The sequence below is a fragment of the Stenotrophomonas sp. P2112 genome (genome assembly GCF_041897515.1).
Classification (GTDB): domain Bacteria; phylum Pseudomonadota; class Gammaproteobacteria; order Xanthomonadales; family Xanthomonadaceae; genus Stenotrophomonas; species Stenotrophomonas sepilia.
This window is the reverse complement of the sequence record NZ_CP169216.1, coordinates 2,872,636-2,890,740: the sequence shown is the minus strand read 5'-3', so window position 1 is coordinate 2,890,740 and position 18,105 is coordinate 2,872,636. Positions and strand designations below refer to the sequence as shown.

At 67.4% G+C, this 18,105-nt stretch carries 15 protein-coding genes and 2 tRNA genes; 2 read left to right on the top strand and 15 right to left on the bottom strand.

The features are described 5' to 3' along the window. Positions 1-5: 5 nt before the first annotated feature. The 10 genes from pgaD to ACEPA4_RS13400 all read right to left on the bottom strand — a co-directional run bounded on the left by pgaD (position 6) and on the right by ACEPA4_RS13400 (position 10,694). Positions 6-476, bottom strand: a complete 471-nt coding sequence (gene pgaD / locus ACEPA4_RS13445) for a poly-beta-1,6-N-acetyl-D-glucosamine biosynthesis protein PgaD (protein WP_065186043.1) — start codon at positions 474-476, stop codon at positions 6-8. Then, positions 473-1,729 carry a poly-beta-1,6-N-acetyl-D-glucosamine synthase gene (pgaC, locus tag ACEPA4_RS13440; protein ID WP_065186044.1) on the bottom strand — a complete coding sequence of 419 codons (1,257 nt, stop codon included), beginning with the start codon at positions 1,727-1,729 and terminating at the stop codon, positions 473-475. Before pgaC ends, pgaD begins: the two co-directional genes overlap by 4 nt. Before the next feature lies 1 nt (position 1,730). Next, a complete protein-coding gene (gene pgaB, locus ACEPA4_RS13435) occupies positions 1,731-3,617 on the bottom strand; it encodes a poly-beta-1,6-N-acetyl-D-glucosamine N-deacetylase PgaB (protein WP_262090811.1) in 1,887 nt (628 codons plus the stop codon). 1 nt (position 3,618) lies between these two features. Beyond that, entirely contained in the window at positions 3,619-5,646 is a 2,028-nt protein-coding gene (pgaA, locus tag ACEPA4_RS13430; protein WP_262090810.1) for a poly-beta-1,6 N-acetyl-D-glucosamine export porin PgaA, read from the bottom strand. Positions 5,647-5,988: 342 nt separating this feature from the next. Continuing rightward, entirely contained in the window at positions 5,989-7,194 is a 1,206-nt protein-coding gene (locus ACEPA4_RS13425; RefSeq protein ID WP_065178262.1) for an MFS transporter, read from the bottom strand. 224 nt (positions 7,195-7,418) lie between these two features. Continuing rightward, positions 7,419-7,495 (bottom strand) — tRNA-Pro (locus ACEPA4_RS13420). Positions 7,496-7,635: 140 nt separating this feature from the next. Then, a tRNA-Pro gene (locus ACEPA4_RS13415) sits at positions 7,636-7,712 on the bottom strand. Between the two features lie 55 nt (positions 7,713-7,767). Next, entirely contained in the window at positions 7,768-7,884 is a 117-nt protein-coding gene (cydX, locus tag ACEPA4_RS13410; RefSeq protein ID WP_005410354.1) for a cytochrome bd-I oxidase subunit CydX, read from the bottom strand. A gap of 53 nt (positions 7,885-7,937) precedes the next feature. Further along, positions 7,938-9,089 (bottom strand): cytochrome d ubiquinol oxidase subunit II, encoded by a 1,152-nt coding sequence (gene cydB, locus ACEPA4_RS13405; protein ID WP_053501030.1) that lies wholly within the window; start codon positions 9,087-9,089, stop codon positions 7,938-7,940. Between the two features lie 15 nt (positions 9,090-9,104). Then, positions 9,105-10,694: a cytochrome ubiquinol oxidase subunit I gene (locus tag ACEPA4_RS13400; RefSeq protein WP_053501033.1), complete on the bottom strand. Its 1,590-nt coding sequence runs from the start codon at positions 10,692-10,694 to the stop codon at positions 9,105-9,107. A 228-nt stretch (positions 10,695-10,922) separates the two neighbouring features. Between ACEPA4_RS13400 and cydD the strand changes: the two genes are divergently transcribed. Next, on the top strand, positions 10,923-12,668 hold the full coding sequence (gene cydD / locus ACEPA4_RS13395) for a thiol reductant ABC exporter subunit CydD (protein ID WP_065186048.1): 1,746 nt from the start codon (positions 10,923-10,925) through the stop codon (positions 12,666-12,668). Further along, a complete protein-coding gene (gene cydC / locus ACEPA4_RS13390) occupies positions 12,665-14,338 on the top strand; it encodes a thiol reductant ABC exporter subunit CydC (protein WP_262090809.1) in 1,674 nt (557 codons plus the stop codon). Before cydD ends, cydC begins: the two co-directional genes overlap by 4 nt. Positions 14,339-14,436: 98 nt before the next feature. Here cydC and ACEPA4_RS13385 read toward each other — a convergent pair whose 3' ends face one another. The 5 genes from ACEPA4_RS13385 to ACEPA4_RS13365 all read right to left on the bottom strand — a co-directional run bounded on the left by ACEPA4_RS13385 (position 14,437) and on the right by ACEPA4_RS13365 (position 18,099). Further along, the gene (locus ACEPA4_RS13385) at positions 14,437-14,781 is read right to left on the bottom strand and encodes a DUF1294 domain-containing protein (RefSeq protein ID WP_065178267.1); all 345 of its coding nucleotides are present in this window, start codon (positions 14,779-14,781) and stop codon (positions 14,437-14,439) included. Further along, positions 14,782-15,894, bottom strand: coding sequence for a homoserine O-acetyltransferase (locus ACEPA4_RS13380; protein ID WP_262090808.1), 1,113 nt, complete (start codon positions 15,892-15,894; stop codon positions 14,782-14,784). Between the two features lie 150 nt (positions 15,895-16,044). Beyond that, complete coding sequence (locus ACEPA4_RS13375) at positions 16,045-17,034, bottom strand: cytochrome C biogenesis protein (RefSeq protein WP_065178269.1); 990 nt, start codon at positions 17,032-17,034, stop codon at positions 16,045-16,047. Next, positions 17,028-17,477 carry a cytochrome c-type biogenesis protein gene (locus ACEPA4_RS13370; protein WP_065178270.1) on the bottom strand — a complete coding sequence of 150 codons (450 nt, stop codon included), beginning with the start codon at positions 17,475-17,477 and terminating at the stop codon, positions 17,028-17,030. Before ACEPA4_RS13370 ends, ACEPA4_RS13375 begins: the two co-directional genes overlap by 7 nt. Before the next feature lie 4 nt (positions 17,478-17,481). Further along, the gene (locus ACEPA4_RS13365) at positions 17,482-18,099 is read right to left on the bottom strand and encodes a DsbE family thiol:disulfide interchange protein (RefSeq protein WP_005417655.1); all 618 of its coding nucleotides are present in this window, start codon (positions 18,097-18,099) and stop codon (positions 17,482-17,484) included. Between the last annotated feature and the right edge of the window lie 6 nt (positions 18,100-18,105).

The window sequence follows — 18,105 nt, the reverse complement described above, 5'->3', positions numbered from 1 at the left end:
TCGGGCTACACCACCTCGCGGCGGATGCCGACCGGACGTGCGTGATCATCCATGTGCAACGTGGCGGCCTTGCAGCCCATCAGGCGTTCGGCCAGCCCCGTGCTGGCACCCAGATCGGCGGCCACTTCGTTGAGGCTGGCCAGTGGCCGCGGCAGGCGGCGTTCGTGGCCACGGAAGCGGGCGCGGTTGTACTCGGCCCAGCCGATCAGCAGCACGCTGGCGCCCAGCAGCATCAGCGGCAATGCCACCAGCACGTAGGGATCGAACTGGCTTTGCCGTTCGTACAGCTGCTGCCAGGCCAGCTGGCCGCCAACCAACCACGAGAACAGGGTCACCAGGGGCGCCCACAGGTAGAAGTAGAAGCCCCAGAACGCCAGGGTGACGAATCCCCAGGCGGTGCGCTGGAAGCGCGGCTGGCGGTGTGGCTTGCGGATCATCCGTGAGTCGAAGCGGTTGGACGGGCGTTGCGCGTTCATCGGATCCCCCGGTCAGGGCTGGTCCAGGTGGCGCGCTTGCTGCGACGGCGCAGCAGTGTCTTCGGCAACGCCACCAGGGTGGTGGAAAGGCTGATCAGCCAGTACGCCATCGGGTACCAGATGACCCAGAAATAGTTGCGTCCAATCTGTGTTTCGTAACGCCGGTCGATGATCAGGCTGCTGGCGAACTGCAGCAGGCAGACCAGCGCCAGGATCACGCCATGCCACTGCGGCAGCAGGCTGGCGATATGCAGCTGCGGCGGCAGCTCGACGAACTTGCCCAGTGCCCACAGCAGCACGATGAACAACATGGTGTAGGCCCAGATCACGCTCAGCACGTACTCCAGAAGCACGCCCCACATGCGCCGCTCTTTCCAGTGCAGCAGCGAGCGCGCGTGGCGCAGCATCACCTCCACGCCGCCCTGGGCCCAGCGCAGGCGCTGCCGCCACAGGCCCTTGAGGGTCTCCGGCATCAGGATGAAGCACAGCGCATTGGGTTCGTAGCGGATGTCCCAGTGCGCGCGCTGCAGGCGCCAGCTGATGTCGATGTCCTCGGTCACCATGTCATCCGACCACCAGCCGACCTGATGCAGGGCGGTACGGCGGAAGCCGGCGATCACCCCGGAGATGGTGAAGATGCGCCCGTATACGCGCTGCGCGCGCTTGATCATGCCGATGATCGAGGAAAACTCGGCCACCTGCAGGCGTCCGAGCAGGGTGGAGCGGTTGCGGATGCGCGGGTTGCCGGTGACCGCACCGACCCGGTTGCCGCTGACCAGGTGCCAGATCATCCAGTGCAGCGCATGTTCCTCCAGCATTGCATCGCCGTCGATGCACACCAGGTACTCCGAGCGAGCGGCCAGTGCGCCCATGCGCAGCGCATTGGCCTTGCCCAGGTTACGATCCAGGTGCAATACGCGCAGCCGCGGGTGCCTTGCCGCCAGCACATCCAGCCGCGCGCCGGTGTCATCGCTGCTGCCATCATCGATGGCGATCACTTCGTAGTCGGCGGGGTAACGCTGGGCCAGCGCCGCAGTGAGTGTGTCATCCAGATTCTCTGCCTCGTTGTGGCAGGGCACCAGCAGGCTCGCGAAGGGGGGATCGACCATCAATGGAGGGTCGTTGCGCGGGCGCGAGTGGCGTTCGCGCCGGTAGTAGTAGTAGAGGCCGCCGGACATCCAGAAGAACGCCATCACCATCGGGTAGTAGAAAGCGAACTGGAACAGGACCTGCAGCAGCGGATGCATGTCCATGTCACTTCTCCGGGTACGGGAAGGTGCCGGCGGACATCGCCGCGCGGGCATCGCGGGTGGAGGGCTGGTCGGCGATGAAATCGTCCGGGTACCAGGCGAAGTGGTGCACGCCCTGTGCCTGCAACTGGCGGATCTGTGCGCGCAGGCGCTCGGCGGGAATCGGTTGCCCGTTGCGCCAATCGACGGTCTGCAGCTCGAACAGGGTGTGCTGCAGCTGCGGGTCGTGTGTGCGTACTGCGGCCAGCAGCTGGTCCAGCCAGCGCTCGGGGTGCTTGCTGCCTTCCATCCACGGCATCGCCATCAGCGCGGTCTGGTCATAGGCCTTGTTGAACAGGTCCAGGCGCTGCGCGAACCAGGCCTCGCTCTGCGGGCGGAGTACCGGCTCAGCGTACAGGTTGCGCACGGTGGCCAGTTTCGGGCGCCAGCGTTGCGCGCTGTCGCGCAGCGCCAGGGTGAAGCTGATCAGCGCCTGCGTGCGCGCACTGCCATCGCCGCCGGCTGCCAGTGCCGGCAGCTCGGTGTCGCGCAGGTAGCCGTCGTCATGGAACAGCAGGCCTTCAAAGTAGGAATTGACCGCCAGATCCTCGTAGATGTCGAGCATGATCTGGCGGGCCTTCGGGTTGGTGAAGTCGAGCCGGTACATGCCGTCGGCATCGCCGTTGCGGATCGCCAGCGCCTTGCGCTGCGCCGGGTCGGGCAGCTCGAAGCCAAGCACCGGCAGCCATGCGTAGACCTTCACGCCGGCGCGGGATTTCAGTTGCCAGGCGACGCGGCTGAACAGGTCCGCCCGCATCGGCATGTGACGGTTGGGGAAGTACAGCGCATCGGCCGTGTTGTTGCCGTCCGGATCGGCGAACGCCTGCAGGTAGACGTGCGTCGGCGCGATGCGCTTGACCCGTTCGACCAGCGCATCGAGGTTGCGTGCCTGCTGCGCCGGGTCAGCGTCGTAGACATCATCCAGGTCGATCTGCAGGGCACGGATGCCATCGAGCGCGACATCGCGGCGCAGCTCGTAGGCCAGGCCTTCCACGGTCGGGTTGTCGCTGACCAGGAAACGCGCCAGGCCATGCAGGTCGCTGGCCACCGGCGTGCTGCGGCCCTCCAGATCGAAGGACACCGGCATGCCCAGCTGTGCGGCGATGTCGTTGCTCAACTGGTTGTAGGCCGCGTACGGCCAGACGATGGCGCGCGGGCGCACGCCCAGGTGCTGCTCGATGCGCTGCACGCTGCGCGCGAGGTCGGTGCGCAGGCGCTGCCCATACTGCGCTTCAGTCTCGTAGCTGTGCGTGGCCGGGCTGTAGATGCGGGTGACCACGGCGGGCGTGGAATTGCCCTGTGGATTGGCGAGCACGCCGTGGTGCAGGTTGTCGGTGTGGCTGGCCACTTCGATCAGGCCGCTGTCGTGCATCTGCTTCAGCTGCGCCCAGGTGACGAAGTCATCGCGGCCGAACGGCCGGTACCCGTAGTCGATGGTGCGTCCCGGAGCCATGTCCACGTAGTCGGTGATTACCGCCACCAGTGCCGGGTAGCGGTAGGCCTGCAGCAATGGGAAGGCCTTGTCGTAGACGCTGCGCAGGCCGTCATCGAAGGTCAGCAGCACAGGCTTGGGCGGCAGCGTGGCCCGCCCCTGCGAGGCATCGATCACCTGCGACAGCGAGACCGGGTGGTAGCCATGCGCGCCGAGCCAGTCCAGGTGTGCGGCGAAGTTCTGCGTGCTCACCGCATAGGTATCGGCATCGCCCTTGGCCGCGACCTGGTCGCGGATGTCGTGGTAGCTGAGGATCAGCAGGCCATTGTCGATCGCATCGAGATGCGCGGCCTGCTGCGCGAACGCCGGCGGCATGGCGGCCAGCAGCAGGAGCACGATCAGTCGCAGGAAGCAGGCCATGTCAGTCTCCCCAGCGCAGTGCGGCTTCGAAGCCGATATGACGCTCGCGGTGGCCGTCGTAGACCGGCCGCGACCAGCGCACGCCGTATTCGAGCACGCGGCCCGGGCCCAGCTGCCACTCGTGCATGTAGGACACCGTCGGCACCAGCGCACTGCCGAACCCGTCCTGCCAGTAGTCACCCAGCGAGACGGTCAGCCGGTGCCGGAAGTGGCGCTCGTAGTGGCGCCACAGCTGCTGGTCGATGCGCAGGCCGATCTCGACCATGCGGTCGCGCTTCGGATTGAAGTAGGGCGCGTCGTCGCGGCTGCCGCGGCTGGTATAGGCACTGGCCAGGCCATCGAGCAGCCAGCGCGGGCGGGTCAACAGGCGCTGTTCAATGCTGGTGCTGAACAGTTCGCGATGGTTGCCGTCGTCGTAGCGGAAGCGGCTGGCACCGAGCATCCAATGGGTGAGCTCGCTGCGCCGGTAGTCCACCTGTGCGCTCACGCTGTCGGCGCTGATGCCGGCCGCGCGTGCCTGCATCGAGGCGTCTGGATCATTGCGCGCGGCCACCAGGCCGGCGTGCCAGTAATCGTTGAACTGCCAGCCGACGCCGACCCGCAGGCCGGTATCGCCGATGTGGTCGTTGGCGCGCAGGACGGCCGCTTCCGCATCCAGCTGCCCGAAGCGGTAGCGCACGCCCGCACCCAGCCACAGGGGATCGATGCGCTGGTCCTGGAAATCGGTCGAGCGCCGGTCGGCCAGGGCGAACAACCGCCAGCGGTCATCAAGGATCGGTGTCTCCACTTCCACACCGTAGTGGCGATCGTTGTTGCCCAGTGGCGAGGTGCCACCGCCACCGGAGCTGCGGCCGATGTCGGTCCATGCCTTCAGCTGCCAGCCGCGATGCGCACGCCAGGCCTGGTCCATGCGTTCGACAGCCGGTTGGGTGGGATAGCGTGCGACCAGGTCATCGTGCAGCGGCCGCGCCAGGTCGTCGCGCTGCAGGGCGACGTAGGCCTCTTCCATGCCCAGCCGCGGTTCGATGTCACGCGGGTCCAGCGCGTGTGCCATCTGCTGCCGCTGCAGCGCCCTGCGTGGCCAGCCGCGCATCATGTAGACGCTGCCCAGCGCACTCTGCAGGCCTCCGTTGCCGGGTGCGATGTCCACCATCGACTCCAGGTCGTGCTGCGCGGTGACCAGGTCGCCGCTGTAAGCGCGCACCATTGCCAGGTTGAGATCGGCCTCGTAGCGTGACCAGTTCGCGTACGGTGATTTGCCGTTGCTCCAGCGCCACGCCGGCTCCTTGTCGCGCCATGCCTGCAGCAGGTCGATCGCCTTTTCCTGCTGCTCGCTTTCCAGGTAGGCGTAGGCCAGTTCCGAATGCGAGGCGTCGCGCGCCGGATCGCCAGCGACGGCCGCCTGCAGTACCGGAATGGCTTCTTCCGGGTGCAGGGTGCCCATCAACGAATCGCCCACGGCAGGCAGCACGTAGTCGGGCAGGGTGTGGCCTTCGGCCTGCAGGGCTCGTGCTTCCTCACGCACCTGTACATGGCGGCCCAGCCGGTTGAGCAGGATCAGCCGGTCCATGCGGATGCGCAGTGGGGCCTGCGAGGGTGGGGTGCCTTCGCCGCCGATGTAGCGCTGCATGCGCGCCAGGGTCGATTCGGCTTCTTCCAGGCGGCTGTCCTCGCTGCTGCTGTAGGCCAGGCTCCAGACCACGAGTTTGGCCAGGTAGTCGCCTTCCAGGCGCTGCTTCTGGGCGTCGTCGAACAGCTGCGGCCGCTGCTGGTACAGCTCCCAGGCGCGCCAGGCATTGCCGATGTCGCCCAGGGTCAGCACGCGCAGCTTGAACAGCAGATCGTCGTTGGGCTGCTGCTGGCTGGCGCGCTCGATTGCGCCGAGCGCATCCAGCCAGCGGGCCTGGTCGCGGTAGCGGGCGATCTCGGCCAGGGCCGCGTCGCGGTCGGTCGGAGCGGCGCCGCTGGCCCAGGCCAGAGCGGTGCATGCGAGGCCGACGCAGAGCGCCAGCCGGCGGTGGACAACCATTGGGGACCCCCTTGGCTTCCGAACCAGACAACCTGCGAAAATGTGACGCAAGTCACATGCCAGTATTTGGCGTGGCCGTGGCCCGCGTCACTCCCTTCGTGCGTTCCCGCCCATTGAAGACGGATACAACCCGGACAGCGACCTGCAATGTCTTGTCTGAAACGAGAGTCCCCCGCACACCGAGTGGTGGCCTGGGCGGCGCTGCCGCCCCCATGCCCGATGCCGGCACGCGGCAAGGAAGGGCATTCGTGGGCACTATCCGCCCGGAATTGTCAGTTCGGCGTCAAGATTGCCCGGTGTCTGACGAGCGGTAGGCGGGGCCGTCTGGCGGCCCCGGCCGGGCTACCAGAGATCTTCCAGCTTGCGGGGCTTGCAGGCGACCCACGAGGCGCACAGCATCAGGGTGGCGCAGCCGAACAGGAAGCTGAACGGGAGCGTCCAGCCATTGCTGACGGTATGCAGCCAGCCGACCAGGAACGGGCCCAGGCAGCTGAAGCTGTAGCCCACGCCCTGCATGAAGCCCGACAGCGCGGCCGAGCCGGCCGGGGTGCGGGTGCGCAGGTTGATCAGGGTCAGCGCCAGCGGGAAGGTGGACGGGCCGACGCCGAGCAGGCAGGCCCACAGCAGGGGAGCCTTCATCGGCGCCAGCAGCAGCCCGGTGAAGGCGATCACGAACGAGAAGAAGCCGATCAGCACCAGCGGGAACGGGTTCTGCATGCGTACCGCCATCGACGGAATGACCAGTGACGGCAGCAGGCCCAGTGCCGAGAACACCGCTACCATCACGCCACCGAATGCAGGCGTGCCACCGGCCTCGACCACGATGCGCGGCAGCCAGGTGAACATCGAATAGGTCATCAGTGAGGTCATGCCGAACATCAGCGTCATGCTCCAGCCCAGGGACGTGCGCCAGACCTTTCCGTGCGGCTGCGCGGTGGGATCGGCGGCGTCGGCCAGCGGCTTCGGTGCGCGCCTGGCCAGCACCAGCCACGGCAGCGCGGCGGCCAGTGCAAGCAGCGCCCACATGCCCAGCGACACGCGCCAGCCTGCAGCGTTGGCCACCGGTACTGCCAGTAGCGCCGGCAGCATCGTGCCCAGCTGCAGCACGCTGATGTAGAGCGTGCTCATGGTGCCGACCTTGTTGGCGAAGTAACGCTTCACCAGCGGCGGCACCACCACGTTGCCGATGCCCATGCCGGCCAGCGCGATTACCGAGCCCAGCAGCAGCGTGCCGACGTTGCCGGCGCTGGAGCGCAGCAGCAGGCCGGCCATCGCCATCAGCATTGCCAGCAGCGTAGTGCGTTCCAGGCCCAGGCGCCGCGCCAGTGCCGGCGTGGCCACGCCGAACAGCGCGAACGAGGCGGTCGGCAGCATGCCCAGTACGCCGGTCATGGTGGTACCGAAGCCGAACTGCTGGCCGAGCACGTCCAGCAGGGGCGTGATCGACGTTACTGCGGTGCGCAGGTTGATCGCTGCCAGCAGGATGGCGGCGAAAGCCAGCACGCGCCCGTGCAGCAGCGACGGCGAATCGGAAGTGGAGGAACTCATCGGTGGTCCTTGCAGGTGTCGCACGCCGCGGCAATGGCATGCAGCGCCGGCATCGGTCTACGCCGAAGCGGCAGGTGGGGGAGTGGTGGCTGCAGGTGGGCCGGCAGCGCGGCCATTGTACGTGTGCGCTCCGGCAAGGTCCCGTCATGCGGGCGGCCTGGCGCCGGGTACAAAAAAACCCGGAGGACAGTGATGTCTTCCAGGCTTCTTGGTGACCACCGAAGTGGTCGGGGAGACAGGATTCGAACCTGCGACCTCTACGTCCCGAACGTAGCGCTCTACCAGACTGAGCTACACCCCGAAGGGAGCCGCCTATTCTAGCGATTCACCCCGATGGCGGCAAGGGGTGAATGCTGTTTTCTTCACACTGCCGAAGCAGTGCCACCTCAGGGAGCAAAAAAGCCTGGATGACTTCACCAGGCTTCAATGCGACCACGTGAGTGGTCGGGGAGACAGGATTCGAACCTGCGACCTCTACGTCCCGAACGTAGCGCTCTACCAGACTGAGCTACACCCCGAAGGAGCCGCCTAAGATACCGTGTGAAGGCCAGGGCGGCAAGGTTTTTTTACAGCTCAGCGACGATTTTCTTTCTCGATGCGGTTCTGCTCGCGGGCTTCGAACCACATGCCGTTGAGGATGGCCACCGTCGAGGCGAGGCCGGCACCGAGAATCCAGGCGAAGTACCACATGGTCAATCTCCTTTGTTCAAGAGTGTGCCGACCGTCGGCCGGCACACCGGCAATCAGTAGGCGTTCGGGTTGTTGCCCATCTCTTCGGTGGTGGTCTTGCCCTTCAGCACGCGGTACACCCAGGTGGTGTAGGCGAGGATGATCGGCAGGAACACCGCCGTGGCCAGCAGCATGATCCACAGGGTCAGGTGGCTGGACGAGGCATCCCACACGGTCAGGCTGGAGGTGGGCTGGCTCGAGGACGGCAGCAGGAACGGGAAGATGGCGAAGCCGACGGTCAGGATGATGCCGGCGATGGCCGCACCGGAGGCGATGAAGGCCAGGCCACCACGACGGGCACGCAGCAGCACCGCACTGGCCAGCAGACCCGCCAGGCCGAGCAGCGGGGCCAGGATCGTGGCCGGCATCGCGCTGTAGTTGCGCATCCAGCCACCGGCGGCGCCGAGTTCGGCGGTCTTCAGCAGCGGATTGGTGGCGCCATCGGTAACCACCTGCGAGGTGATCTGGTAACCCGGCAGGCCGAAGGCCACCCAGGCGCCACCCACTGCGAACAGCACGAAGGCGATGATTGCCGCGATGCTGCCGAAGCGGGCCGCACGCTCGGCCACCGGGCCGTCGGTCTTGATCACCAGCATGGCCGCACCGTGGGCGACCAGCATCGACACGCTGAGCAGGCCGGCCAGCAGCGCGAAGGGCATCAGCAGGCCGAAGAACGAGCCGGTGTAGAAGATGCGCATGCTGTCATCGAAATGGAACGGAACGCCCAACAGCACGTTGCCCACGGCCACGCCCATGATCAGTGCGGGAATGAAGCCACCAATGAACAGCGCCCAGTCCCAGGTGTTGCGCCAGCGTTCGCTGGGCATCTTGCTGCGGAACTTGAAGCCGACCGGACGCAGGATCAGGGCGAACAGGATCACGAACATCGCCAGGTAGAACCCGGAGAAGCTGACCGCATACAGCGGCGGCCAGGCGGCGAAGATCGCGCCGCCACCCAGGATCAGCCACACCTGGTTGCCTTCCCAGACCGGGCCGATGGTGTTGATCACCCGGCGGCGCTCGGCATCAGTGCGGGCGACGAAGGGCAGCAGGGTGCCCACGCCCAGGTCGAAACCATCCATCACGGCGAAGCCGATCAGCAGGATGCCGAGCAGCAGCCACCAGATCACGCGCAGCGTGGTGTAGTCCAGAAGAATGAAATCCATCTTGGTTCTCCTGCCTCAGGCCTGGCCGGCGGCCGGCGCCGAGGCATTGTGGGAAGCATGCGGCTGGGGCGACTGCAGCGACGGCAGCAGTTCGTCCGGCCCCTTGCGGATCGCCTTGAGCATCAGCTTGATCTCGACCACGATCAGCGCGGTGTAGATCGCGGTGAAGCCGGCCAGGGTCAGCACGATTTCATGCAGGGCCAGGCCCGATGCCGCATAGAAGGTCGGCAGCACGCCATCGACCGCCCACGGCTGGCGGCCGTATTCGGCGACGAACCAGCCGCACTCGATCGCGATCCACGGTGCCGGCAGCGTCCACAGGGCCAGCTTGAGGAACCAGCGCTTGTCCTGGAAGTTGTTGCGGCACGAGTAGTAGAAGGCCAGCGCGAAGAAGGCGATCAGGTAGAACCCCAGGCCGGCCATCACGCGGAAGGTCCAGAACAGCGGCATCACGCGCGGCACCGTGTCCATCGCCGCCTGCGAGATTTCCTGCGGGGTGGCGTTGAGGATGTCATCGCGATAGCGCTTGAGCAGCAGGCCGTGTCCCAGGTCCTGCCAGTGGCGGTCGAACATCTCGCGCGCTTCCACGTCGTTCTTGTTCGCACGCAGGCGTTCCAGCGCGCCGTAGGCGAGCTGGCCACCGCGCACGCGGTGTTCGGCGCGCTCGACCAGTTCCAGGATGCCCGGAATCGGCTGGTTCAACGAACGGGTGGCGATCAGGCCCATCAGGTACGGGATCTTCACCGCGTAGTCGTTCTGGTGGGTGTCCTGGTTCGGGATGCCGAAGGCGGTGAAGTCGGCCGGCGCACGCTCGGTCTCCCACATCGCTTCGATCGCGGCCAGCTTCATCTTCTGGTGTTCACTGGCGGCGTAACCGCTCTCGTCACCCAGCACCACCACCGACAGCGATGACAGCAGGCCGAACGCTGCGGCCACCGCGAACGAACGACGGGCCAGGTCCTTGTGCTTGTTGCGCAGCAGGAACAGGGCGCTGATCGCCATCACGAACACCGCACCGGTCACATAACCGGCGCTGACGGTGTGCACGAACTTGGCCTGCGCCACCGGGTTGAACACCACCGCCATGAAGTCGACCACTTCCATGCGCATGGTTTCCGGGTTGAACACCGCACCGGTCGGGTTCTGCATCCAGCCGTTGGCGACCAGGATCCAGATCGCCGACAGGTTGGTACCCAGCGCCATCAGCCAGGTCACCATCAGGTGCTTGACCTTGGTCAGGCGGTTCCAGCCGAAGAAGAACAGGCCGACGAAGGTGGCTTCCAGGAAGAAGGCCATCAGGCCTTCGATGGCCAGCGGCGCACCGAAGATGTCACCGACGTAGTGGCTGTAGTAGGACCAGTTCATGCCGAACTGGAATTCCATGACGATGCCGGTGGCGACGCCCATGGCGAAGTTGATGCCGAACAGGACGCCCCAGAACAGGGTCATCCTGCGCCAGATCTCCTTGCCGGTCATCACGTACACGCTCTCCATGATGGCCACCATGAAGGACAGGCCGAGGGTGAGCGGTACGAATAGGAAGTGGTACATCGCGGTCAGCGCGAATTGCAGCCGCGACAGTTCTACGACTGTCTGATCAATCATGGCCTGGCTACCTCGTTGGATAGTGCCGTTGCAGGTGGCGGGAAGGGTGGTCTACGACGTGAATGATGTGACCGACTACTTCAAACAGCCTTGATCCAGATCAATGTATGAACAGGTGCCCCGGTTGATCGTATGCCAACCTGATGAAGACTGCGACTGCTGGCCGCAGAGGCCGGCCATTGCCTGCGCCTACAATGCCGTGTCTCCCCCGTTGCCCGTGAAGACCCCTTGAGCGCTGCCGAAACCTCCTCCGTCGCCCTGTCCCAGGACGCCGAAACGACCCGCCAGCGGCGCGCCCGCAGCGCGTGGCTGGCCGATCTGGCGCGGCCTGCTCGAGGCCGCCAGCGGCTGGCGGCACTGTGCATCAGCCTGTCCGGTGCCCTGTTGATCGGCCAGGCGGCCGCCATCGCCTGGCTGGTGCAGCAGGTGCTGGTAGAGCGCGCGCCGCTGGCCTCGGGGTTGCCGGTGCTGGGCGGTCTGGCGGCGATCCTGGTGGCGCGCACGCTGCTGGGCAGCGCCACCCAGGCCGCCGCCGGTGATGTGGCCGATGCCGCGCGGTTGGCCCTGCGTGAACGCGTGTTCGGACGCCTGCTTGGCCTGGGGCCGCTGTGGCTGCGCCAGCGCCGCACCGGCGAACTGGGCGAACTGATGCTGCATCACGCTGATGCGATCGAGAGCTATTACAGCGGTTTCCTGCCGGTACGCACCGAAGTGGTGGTGGTGCCGCTGCTGATCCTGGCCGCCGTAGCCTGGGTCGACTGGGTGGTGGCGCTGATCCTGCTGTTCACTGCACCGTTGGTACCGTTCTTCATGATGCTGGTGGGCTGGGGGGCCGAAGCGGCCGGCCGCGCGCAGCTGGGTGAGCTGGCGCGGATGAGCGGCCATTTCGCCGACCGCATCAAGGGCCTGGGCCTGCTGCGCCTGTATGGCCGCGGCGAGGCTGAGCTGGAGGGGATCGAGGCAGCTGCCGAAGGCGTGCGCGTGCGCACCCTGAAGGTTCTGCGCATCGCTTTCCTTTCGTCCACGGTGCTGGAGTTCTTCGCCTCGGTCAGCGTGGCGATGGTCGCCCTGTACCTCGGGCTGAGCTATCTGGGCATGATGTCGCTGCATGCAGCGGTACCGACGCTGGGGGCGGGCCTGTTCTGCCTGCTGCTGGCGCCGGAATTCTATGCGCCGCTGCGACGGCTGGCCGCGCACTACCACGACCGTGCCAATGCGCTGGCTGCCGCTGCTGAGGTGGAGCGCCTGCTGCAGTCGCTGCCCGGTGAGCAGGGCCTGATCGAGAACGAAGCCGCGCCGCTGGCGGTGGAGCCGGCCGAGGCCGCGCTGCCGCCGCTGCGGGCACAGGGTCTGGTGCTGCGTCCGCTGGGCGCGCCGCACGATGTGCTGCAGGATCTGGACGTGCTGCTGGAACCGGGCCAGCGCCTGGCCCTGGTCGGTCCCAGCGGGTCCGGCAAGAGTACGTTGCTGGAGGCGCTGGCCGGTTGGCTGCCGCCGCGTGCCGGCAAGCTGCAGGTGCGTCCCGGCGTGGAGGTGGCCTATGCCAGCCAGCGTCCGTACCTGTTCCACGGCAGCATCGCCGACAACCTGCGCCTGGCCGATCCCGGCGCCAGCGATGCGCGCCTGCGCGCGGTGGCCGAGGCTTCGCAGGTACTGCAGTTTGCGCAGCGCCTGCCGCAGGGGCTGGATACGGTGATCGGCGAACGTGGCTTCGGCCTGTCCGGTGGTGAGGCGCGTCGCATCGGCCTGGCCCGCCTCCTGCTGCGTGATCCGCAGGTGCTGCTGCTGGACGAACCCACCGCGTTCCTGGATGCCGATACCGAAGCGGCATTGCTGCGCAGCCTGGCCGCATATGCACGTGGCCGCAGCGTGGTGGTCGCCACCCACAGCCCGGCGGTGATCGCCTGGGCCGATCGTTGCCTGCTGCTGCCGGAAGGCCGCCTGGTGGAACCGGCACAGGCGGTGCGCGCATGAGCCGTTCGCCCGATTCGCTGCGCGCGGTGTTCCTGCGCCATCGTCCGCGCCTGTTGCTGACGATCCTGTTGTTGTGGACCACGATGCTGGCCGGCACTGCATTGCTGGGCCTGTCCGGTGGTTTCCTCACCGCGGCCGCGCTGGCCGGTGCCGCAGGCCTGGGGCAGGGATTCAATTTCTTCTCGCCGTCTGCGGGTATCCGTGGCTTGACCCTGGCGCGCATCGTGTCGCGCTACTTCGAAAAGCTGGTGGGCCACGATGCCACCCTGCGCATCGCCCGCGATCTGCGCGTCTGGTTCTTCCGCCGCGCGCTGCCACTGGCGCCGGCACGGCTGGGCGCTACGCGCACCGGCGAGCTGCTGGCGCGACTGCTGGGCGACATCGGCGAGGTGGATGGCCTGCTGGTACGGGCGATCGGGCCGCTGGTGGCACTGGGTGCGCTGTCGGTGGTGGCGGTTGCATCGGCGGCGCTGATCCTGCCGTCGGCGGCAGTGCTGCTGGCGGTGCTGGCGCTGCTGATCGCCTTCGGTGTGCCGTGGCTGGGCGTGCGTGGCCACGATGAGGAAGAAGCCGACCGCGCCGCGCATCGCGCCGCATTGCGCACCGCGGCCTTTGAAGGGTTGGAAGGGGCGGGAGATCTGGCCGCGCTGCATGCCGATGCCGCGTGGCAGCTGAAGGTGCGCGTGGCAGCCAAGCAGTTGGCCTCGCGTGACCGCCGCCGTCGCTGGCGCCTGGTCGCGGCCTCGACCCTGCACGGCCTGGTGGCCGGGCTGGGCCTGGTGGCGATGCTGGCGTTGGCCCTGCACGCCGCCGAACGGCAGCGCATCGCGCCGGAGATGGCGGCGGGCCTCGTGTTCCTGACCGTGGCGTTGATCGAACTGTGGGCCGGCATGGGCCTGGCCTGGCAGTCGCTGCAGTCCGGGCGCATTGCCGCAGATCGCCTGCAGGCGATCGTCGAGCAACCGCCGACGGTGGACGATCCGCAAGTGCCACAGCCGGTGCCGCAAGCCGCGCGCGTGCATTGGGACGATGTGCATTTCCAGTGGCTGGGCGCGGCGCGGCCGGTGCTGTCCGGTCTCCAGCTGACCCTGGCGCCAGGCGAACGCATTGCCATCCGCGGCGACAGCGGCAGTGGCAAGACCACGCTGTCCAGCCTGCTGCTGCGGCTGTGGGATCCGCAGCAGGGGCGAATCACCTATGGTGGCCGCGATCTGCGCGACGTCGCCCAGGCTGAGTGGCACCAGCAACTGGCGTGGCTGCCACAGAACGCACCGGTGTTTGCCGGCAGCGTGGCAGAAAACCTGCGGTTGGGCGATCCCGATGCCAGCGACGCCGCCTTGTGGGCGGTCCTCCGTCGCGTGCGCCTGGGCGACTGGGCCGAGCGCAACGGTGGCCTGCAGGCCTGGGTGGGCGAGAACGGCGCGACGATGTCGGCTGGCCAGGCGCGACGGCTGGCGCTGGCGCGGGCACTGCTGCGCAACGCGCCGATCCTGCTGCTGGACGAACCAACCGAAGGGTTGGACGTGGATACTGCACGTGCGCTGCTGCAGGATCTCTCCGGGTTGCTGGACGGGCGCAGCCTGTTGATGATCACCCACGACGACCTGCCCGAAGGCGTGGTCGATGCGCAGTACCGGTTGCGTGATGGGGTGTTGGAGCGCGAAGCGTGACAACACCCCGGTAGTGCCGGCCGCTGGCCGGCAACCACGCATCCGCGTCGAACATCATGACGTTGCCGGCCAGCGGCCGGCACTACCCATTCGAACGGTTACCGCGAGAACTCGCGCAGCATCACCGCGATCGAGGCCACGTTGGCCAGCACGCACAGCCAGAACACCCATTGGAACGCGGCCTTGCGGTGCTTGTGGCGGAACATCGCCTGGCCCAGCAGCGCGCCGGGCCAGCCGCCGGCGAACGCCAGCAGCTGCAGCGTGCGTTCGGGAATCCGCCACTGCTTTCGCTGCGCCGCGCGCTTGTCATGGCCATAGAGGCCGAACGACACCGCGCTGGCCAGCACGCACCAGCCACCCAGCCACAGCGGCAGCACGCCGCTGATCATCAATGCAGCCAACGCGCCGAAAGCAGCCAGCGCGAGATTACGCCGCCACGCCACTTACAGCGCGTCGAGGAAGCCGCGCACGGCCGGGCCGAAACGCTCGAAATCGACGAGAAAGGCGTCGTGGCCCTGCGGAGATTCCAGGCCGATGAAGTGCGCATCGGCACCGCCGGCGCGCAGGCCATCGGCAATCTGTTGCTGCTGCTGCACGGGGAACAGGATGTCGGTGTTGGCGCCGATCGCCAGCGCCTTCTCCACCCGGATCTTCGCGAGCCCGGCCAGCACGTCGCCGTCGGCATACTCGGCCAGGTCGAACCAGTCCATCGAGCGGCTCAGGTACAGGTAGCAGTTCGGATCGAAGAAACGCACGAAGCGCCGTGCGTGGCCTTCCAGATAGCTTTCCACCTGGAATTCCAGGCCGAACGGATCGTCGTCGGTCTGGTCCGAATCCAGCCGTACGCGGCCGAAGCGGCCATCCCACTCCAGTGCGGAGCGGTAGGTGATCACGCCCAGCTTGCGCGCCATGCGCATGCCGGACTCGGGGTACTCGGCATCGTCGTAGTGGCCGCCATTCCAGCGCGGGTCAAGGCGGATCGCCTCGCGCTGCAGCGAGCGGATGGCGATCGAGAACGGCAACGCCTGCGCGCTGCCGGAAATGTTGACGTGGCTGCGCGCGATGCCCGGATGCAGCATCAGGATGGCAAGGGCCGTCATGCCGCCCATCGAGTTGCCGACCACGCAGGCCAGCTGCCCGATGCCCAGCGCACGCACGACCTCGACCGCAGCACGGGCACCGTCTTCGATTGACAGTTCGGGGAAATCAAGGCGGTAGGACTCACCGCTGGCCGGGTTGAGCGAAGCGGGGCCGGTCGAGCCCTTGCAGCTGCCCAGCGAATTCACGCACACCACGAACCAGCGGTTGGTATCGATGGGTTTGTCGGGGCCAACCATCGCTTCCCACCAGCCCGGTGCCGGGTTGGCCTCGTTGGCCGCTGCATGCGCGTCTGGGGACAGGCCGGTCACGATCAGGATCGCATTGCTGGCATCGGCGGCCAGCGTTCCCCAGGTCTCGTAGGCCACCCGTGCGCCATGCAGGGCGCCACCGCGCTTGAACGGGAAGGGCGAGGGCAGAGCGTGGAAGCGGGTGCCGGGTGGGATGAATTCAGTCATGCGGGCATTCTAGCGGGGCCGCATGTGGAGCTGGCGACACGCTGGTTTCCATCGGCGATGCAGGTAGTGCCGGCCGCTGGCCGGCAACCTCATGAATCCTGATGCGCCTGCGTGGTTGCCGGCCAGCGGCCGGCACTACCGGGCGGCGCGTTATGGAAACCGCAGCTCCACCACGCCCTCATGCGGCAGGCTTACCTTCACCGGAACGCTCTGCAGGTCATCCTCGCTGCGGTTGGCGCTGCCGCTGCGCGAGATGCGTGCCAGCACTTCCACTTCGCGATGGGCCGACAGCGGTGCGGTTGGCATCGGACTGTCAGCGTCGCCCAGCGCAACCGTGGCCGGGAAGCCGGCCAGCGGCAGCTTGCGAGCGGCCACCGGCATCGGCGGTCCATCCACGGCGCGCGCCAGTACGAACACCTGGGTGCTGGCTGGCCAGTCGGCGTTCTTCAGTGCCGGCAGCTGCACGCGCACCTGCAGCAGCGCCGCTGGCGCCGCAGCGCCAGCATCGGGCGCCTGGCCAGCGGCCTCGCGGGCAATCGCGATCTGCGCCTGCAGCGCCCGCGCGGCGCCCGGTTCCAGTCGCGGCAGCAGGCCGCTCCACACGTCCGCAGCCTCGGCGTTCTTTCCGCGCTGCCGCAGGGCGATGCCCAGCAGCCAGCTGGCGCGCTCGGCGTCGGGGGCCAGTGTACGTGCCTGCTGCAACCAGGCCATCGCGGTGTCGTCGAACTGCTTGCCGGCATCAGCCTGCGCGCGCGCCTGCGCGGCTTCCACCAGCACGCCCGGATCATCCGGTGCCAATTCGGCGGCCTTCGCGAAGGCGTCTGCCGCAGCTGAGGCATTGCCCAGTTCGGCCTGCGAACGCCCGAGCAATGCCCAGCCATCGGCACGCTGAGGGTCGCGCTTCAGTGCATCCTGCAGGGCCTGCACGCCATCGCGCAGGGTGGCTACCGACGGCGTCGGCTGCACCTGTGCTGCACGCGGATCACCGACCAGCAGGTACAGGCAGGCACCGGCCACGCCCAGTGCGAACACGCCGACCACGAAACCGCGACGACCTTGGTGGCGCAACGGCCACAGCACCAGTGCTGCCATCAGCGCAGCAACCAGGCCGGCCAGCACCGGCAGCCAATGGTTCACCATTCGTCTCCTTCATCGGCCTTGCCGGCCGGTGCCGCGCCGACGGTGCGTCCACGTCGGCGGACGATGCCCAGCACCACCAGTGCACCGGCGCCGAGCACCAGCAGGGGGCCACCCCACAGCAGCCAGGTGCCCGGCTGCAACGGTGGTTGATAGAGCACGAACTCACCGTAGCGGGCGACCAGGAACTGCTTGATCTGTGCGTCGTCGTGGCCCTGCTGCATCAGCTGCAGCACCTCGCGGCGCAGGTCCTGCGCGATCTGCGCATTGGAATCGGCCAGCGACTGGTTCTGGCACTGCACGCAGCGCAGCTGCGCGGCCAGGTCATGGAAGCGGCGTTCCTCGGCATCATCGCGGAACTGCAGCGGCTGCGGATCGTGCAGCGGCTGCTGGGCCAGTGCGGCCAGCGGCACCATCAGGAGCAGCAGCGCCAGCAGCCAGCGCATCGGCTCAGGGCGCCGTATGCAGGGTGTTGCCGGCACTGCCCTGGGCCTTCTCGATCTTCTGCAGTGCCGGGATCAGCTTCTCGTCGACCACGCGCTGGGTCATCGCGCCACTGTACTTCCAGCGCACGATGCCACTGCCATCGACCAGGAACGTCTCCGGTGCGGCGGTCACGCCCCAGTCGATCGCGGTGCGGCCCTCGACGTCGCTGAGCACCACCATGAACGGGTTGCCCAGCTGTTCCAGCCAGTGCAGCGCGTCGGTCGGATCATCCTTCCAGTTGTAGCCGATCACGCGCACGCGCTTGCTCTCGGCAAAGCGGGTCAGCACCGGATGTTCTTCGCGGCAGGCCGCGCACCAGCTGCCCCAGACGTTCAGCAGATAGGGCGCACCGCGCAGGTCGTCGCTGTGTACGATCATTTCCGGGTCATGCAATACCGGCAGCGCGAACGCCGGCGCCGGCTTGTCGATCAGGGCCGACGGCAGCACGTCGCGCTGCGGGTCGCCCGATTTCATCACCCCGTAGATCATCAGCCCGAGCAGGCCGAAGAAGAACAGCACGCCGATCACGATGGCTACCGGCGGCAGCGGGCGGGAGGGGCGCGGGGCGGGGGACTCGGACATGGGAAC